Below are 4,448 nucleotides of genomic sequence, written 5' to 3' on the forward strand. Positions count from 1 at the left end.
AGATTATCGCATCAGAAATTTCTTGCAACTGCCTGATTTTATTACTCTAAACAGCAACTTCCGGTGCGGCAGACCGCCGAACTCTTTGGCTCTTGACGCGGCCTCCCGGCTGTGCAACTGCTTAAAGCACGAGCAGGTTTGCTCATCGGCAGGAGTGCCGTTTCACATTGATGGCTATGCAGCCCTTGGTTCGCGGATGACTTCCGCGCCAGGGGTTTTTTGCGTTTGGAGACACGCTTTGACGATACATGCGAATGCGACGGCGGACCTGCGTCTGGCCTGCATCCAGTTCCAGCCGGCGATCGGCCGGCTGGACGATAATCTGAAGTCGATGGAGCGATTGATCCGCCAGGCTGCCGGTCTGGGCGCATCGGTGGTGGTGCTGCCCGAGCTTGCCGACAGCGGCTATGTCTTCGACAGCCAGGACGAGCTGGCCGCGCTCGCCGCCCCCATTCCGGATGGCCGCAGTGCCATGCTGCTGTGCAGCCTGGCAAACGAACTTAACCTGCACATCGTCAGCGGCCTTGCCGAGCGCGACAGCGACCAGTTCTTCAACGCGGCCATGCTGTGCGGACCATCCGGTCCTATCGGTACCTACCGCAAGCTGCATCTGTGGAACCGCGAAAAGCTCTATTTCCAGCCGGGCAATCTCGGCCTGCCGGTGTTCGATACCGCGATCGGCCGGATCGGCGTTGCGATCTGCTATGACGGCTGGTTTCCCGAGACCTACAGGCAGCTGGCGCTGAAGGGCGCGGAGCTGGTCTGCGTGCCGACCAACTGGGTACCGATGCCGGCCCAGGGTCAGCATCCCGAGCCGATGGCCAACATCCTGCACAAGGCGGCCGCGCACAGCAATGGCATCTACATCGCCTGCGCCGACCGCGTCGGCACCGAACGTGGCCAGCCTTTTGTCGGCAGGAGCCTGATCGTCGGCCCGACCGGCTGGCCGATCGCTGGTCCTGCCAGCGAAGCCGGCGAGGAGATCCTCATCGCCACGATCAACCTTGGCGTCATCGCCCAGGCCCGGGCGCTGAGCGAGCGCAACGACGCCATCGGCGACCGCCGCAGCGACGTCTACGGATAACCAAGAAGAAGCCGGCACCACCCGGTACGATAGGCAAAGAAAGGGGAATACCATGAAGAACAAAGCACTGATCGTTGCATTCGCCAGCGCCGCCCTGGCCACTTCCGCCTTCGCGGCGGACGGTCCGATCAAGATCGGCATCCCGGTCGGCCTTTCTGGCGCCAACAGCGTCGTCGCGCCCTCGGTCGTGCAGTCGGCGGAGCTGGCGGTCGCCGAGATCAACGCCGCCGGCGGCGTACTCGGACGCCAGCTTGCGCTGGAGATCGCCGACGACGCCTCCGGTGCCGCAGGCGCGCAGAAGGCCTTCGATTCGCTGGTCTTCCAGAAGGAGGTCAACGCCGTCATCACCATGGAGACGAGTGCGGCGCGCAATGCCGGCCTGCCGATCATCACCAAGGGCGACATCCCCTACATCTACACCTCGTTTTACGAGGGCAAATCCTGCAATGCCAATTTGTTCGTCAACGCCTGGGTACCCGAACAGCAGGTGCCGCCGATCGTCGACAATTTCATCAAGACGCAGGGCGCCAAGAAGTTCTTCCTGATCGGCTCCGACTACGCCTTCGGCCGCGGCATGCTGGAGTTCGCCAAGGCCTATATCGAGAAGTCAGGCGCCAGCGTCGTCGGTGAAGAATATTTGCCGATGGAAGGCAGCGACTGGACGGCGATCATCTCCAATCTGAAAAGCTCCGGCGCCGATGCCGTGATCACCTCGACGGCGGGCGGCGCGCCCAATGTCACCTTGACCAAGCAGTTGCGCGGGGCCGGTGTCACCATCCCCTACGGCAATCTGGCCGTCGATGAAGGAACTGCCAAAAGCATGGGCGCAGACGCGGCCGGAATCTTCATTTCCGCTTCCTATGTCACCAGCATCGACAGCGACACCAACAAGAGCTTCCTTGCCGCCATGCAGAAGAAGTTCGGCGCCGAACTGCGCACCCCGAACGACCTCTCGGTGCCGGAATATGAAGGCATCTATCTCTACAAGGCCGCGGTCGAGAAAGCCGGGACGACCGACACCGCCGCTGTGCTTGCAGCACTCGCCGAGGTATCCTTCACCGGCCCGCGCGGCACAGTCTCGATGAGCAAGCAGCACCACGCTCCGCTGACCATGTATCTCGGCCAGGTGAAGGCGGACGGTTCGGTCAGCGTGGTCGACAAATTCGAAGGCGTCGACCCCGGCGAACAGTGCCCGAACCTGTAGTCGCACCTGTCATCGCAACGGGGCGGCGGCGCTGCGCCGCCCCGTTCCACACTATCGGGAACCTGCCATGACGCTTCTCCTGGACATGGTGACGACGGCGGCGATCCTGTTCATCGTCGCCGCCGGCCTGCTGGCGATCTTCGGCGTGCTGAAGATCATCAATTTCGCCCATGGCGCCTGGCTGACGATCGGCGCCTATTGCGCGGTGGCAACCGCCGGCCTTGGGCTCAATCCCTGGGCGGCGCTGCCGATCGCCTTTGCCGTGGGAGCGATCCTCGGCGGCATCACCGAGCTGGTCATCGTACGGCCGCTCTATCGCCGGCCGCTCGACGCCATACTGGCGACCTGGGGTCTCGGCATCGTCATCGGCCAGCTGATCACGCTGTGGTTCGGGCGTGACGTGCAGTTCACCCCCAATTTGCTGTCCGGCACTGTCGATGTGTTCGGCGTCGGCTATTCGCTCTACCGGCTGTTCGCGGTCGCCGCCGCGCTGGTCATCGGGATTGCCTTCACCTTCCTTCTCGAAGGCACGCGGCTAGGCCTGTCGGCGCAGGCGGTGATCATGAACGAGACGCTGGCGCGCGCGCTCGGCATCGACACCGCGCGCGTGCGGCTGGCCACCTTCATGGTCGGAACCGGGCTGGCGGCACTTGCCGGCGTGCTGCTCACGCCGCTGACCAGCGTAGACCCGAATATGGGCGTGGCCTGGCTGATCGGCTCGTTCATGCTGGTCATGGTCGCCGGTTCGTCCTTCTCGACTTTAGCCATAGCCTGCCTCGTCTTCGGCGGCGCACAGGTTCTGGTCAGCACTTTCGTCAGCCCCATTTTCGGTGGCATCACGGTGGCGGTCCTCTGCGCCCTGGTGCTGCGCATCAGCCCGAAGGGATTTGCCCGTGCCTGAGAGCCGTTCCATTCCGCCAAGGGTCTGGCTGCTTGCGGCGCTCGCGCTTGCGGTGGCGGTCGTCGTCATTATCGGGCCAGCGCTGTTCGACCGGTTCACGCTCAATGTGCTGACCCGCTCGATGATTTACGCCATGCTGGCGGTGACTGTCGACATTTTGTGGGGCTATACCGGCATTCTGACCTTCGGCCAGGCGGCCTTCTTCGGGACCGGCGCCTATGCCAGCGCCATGGTGCTCAGCCATCTCGGCGCAACCCCGGCGCTGTTGGCACTGGCACTCGCGCTGGCGATCTTCGTGCCGGTGTTGCTCGGTGCCTTCGTCGGCTGGTTGTCATTCGGCCACGGCTCGACTCCGCTCTATGCGACGGTGATTTCGCTCGTCGTGCCGATCGTGGTCACGCAGCTGGTGTTTTCGGGTGGCGTGTGGACCGGATCGAGCAGCGGGCTGGTCGGCTATTCCGGCCTGCCGCTCGGCTTGCCGGGCTATTTCCGGCTTACCGGCATCTGCCTCATCGTCACCACCGTTGTCGCCCTGGTCTTCACCCGCTCGGATGCAGGCAAGCTGCTCCTCGCCATTCGCGACAATGAAGCGCGCTGCGCCTATCTTGGCCTCGATCCGCAGCGGTTGAAGATCGTGCTGACAACGATCCTCGCCGGCGTCGCCGGCATTGCCGGCTTCCTCTATGCCAACGCGTCGGGTGTGGTGGCACCTGAGAACACCGGCTTCGTCTTCGGCACCGAGATCGTCATCTGGACGGCGCTGGGCGGCCGCGGCACGATCATCGGGCCGGTGATCGGCGCGATCGGCATCGATTACCTCAGCGCCCAGCTTTCCGGCGACCTGCCCTTCCTGTGGAACCTAGTCGTCGGCGCGCTGTTCGTCGTGATGATCATCCTGTTGCCGAACGGGCTGGCGCAACTGGCCAGGATGGTGCTGCCGCGCCGCAATGAAGAGCAGACCAGCCAATCGGGTAGCCCTACCCTCGCCGCCGAACCGGCCGGCAACGGATCGGAGGCCGGCAACCGCGCGCTCGCCGTCAGCGGCCTCGGCAAATCTTTCGGCAGCCTGCAGGTGCTGCAAGGGATCGATCTCGACGTTCACCCCGGCGAACTGGTCAGCCTCGTCGGTCCGAATGGCGCAGGCAAGACGACGCTGATGCGCTGCCTGAGCGACGGCACCGACGCCACGACCGGAACCGTCATCATCGCCGGCCAAGACATCAGCGGCATGACACCGGATGAGATCGTCGCGCTCGGCG

Annotated in this window: 4 protein-coding genes; all 4 read left to right on the forward strand. The window is 64.1% G+C overall.

Annotated features, from left to right (window positions below):
- Positions 1 to 238 precede the first annotated feature (238 nt).
- Positions 239 to 1,084, forward strand: coding sequence for a nitrilase family protein (locus EOA85_RS28770; RefSeq protein ID WP_127212012.1), 846 nt, complete (start codon positions 239 to 241; stop codon positions 1,082 to 1,084).
- Positions 1,085 to 1,136: 52 nt separating this feature from the next.
- A complete protein-coding gene (locus tag EOA85_RS28775; protein ID WP_127212013.1) occupies positions 1,137 to 2,288 on the forward strand; it encodes a substrate-binding protein in 1,152 nt (383 codons plus the stop codon).
- A 67-nt stretch (positions 2,289 to 2,355) separates the two neighbouring features.
- Positions 2,356 to 3,189, forward strand: coding sequence for a branched-chain amino acid ABC transporter permease (locus tag EOA85_RS28780; RefSeq protein ID WP_127212014.1), 834 nt, complete (start codon positions 2,356 to 2,358; stop codon positions 3,187 to 3,189).
- The coding region (locus EOA85_RS28785) for an ATP-binding cassette domain-containing protein (RefSeq protein WP_127212015.1) at positions 3,176 to 4,448 on the forward strand (1,273 nt) is incomplete at its 3' end. The genes EOA85_RS28780 and EOA85_RS28785, both read left to right, overlap by 14 nt.

The sequence above is a fragment of the Mesorhizobium sp. M5C.F.Ca.IN.020.29.1.1 genome (assembly GCF_003997375.1).
Classification (GTDB): domain Bacteria; phylum Pseudomonadota; class Alphaproteobacteria; order Rhizobiales; family Rhizobiaceae; genus Mesorhizobium; species Mesorhizobium wenxiniae.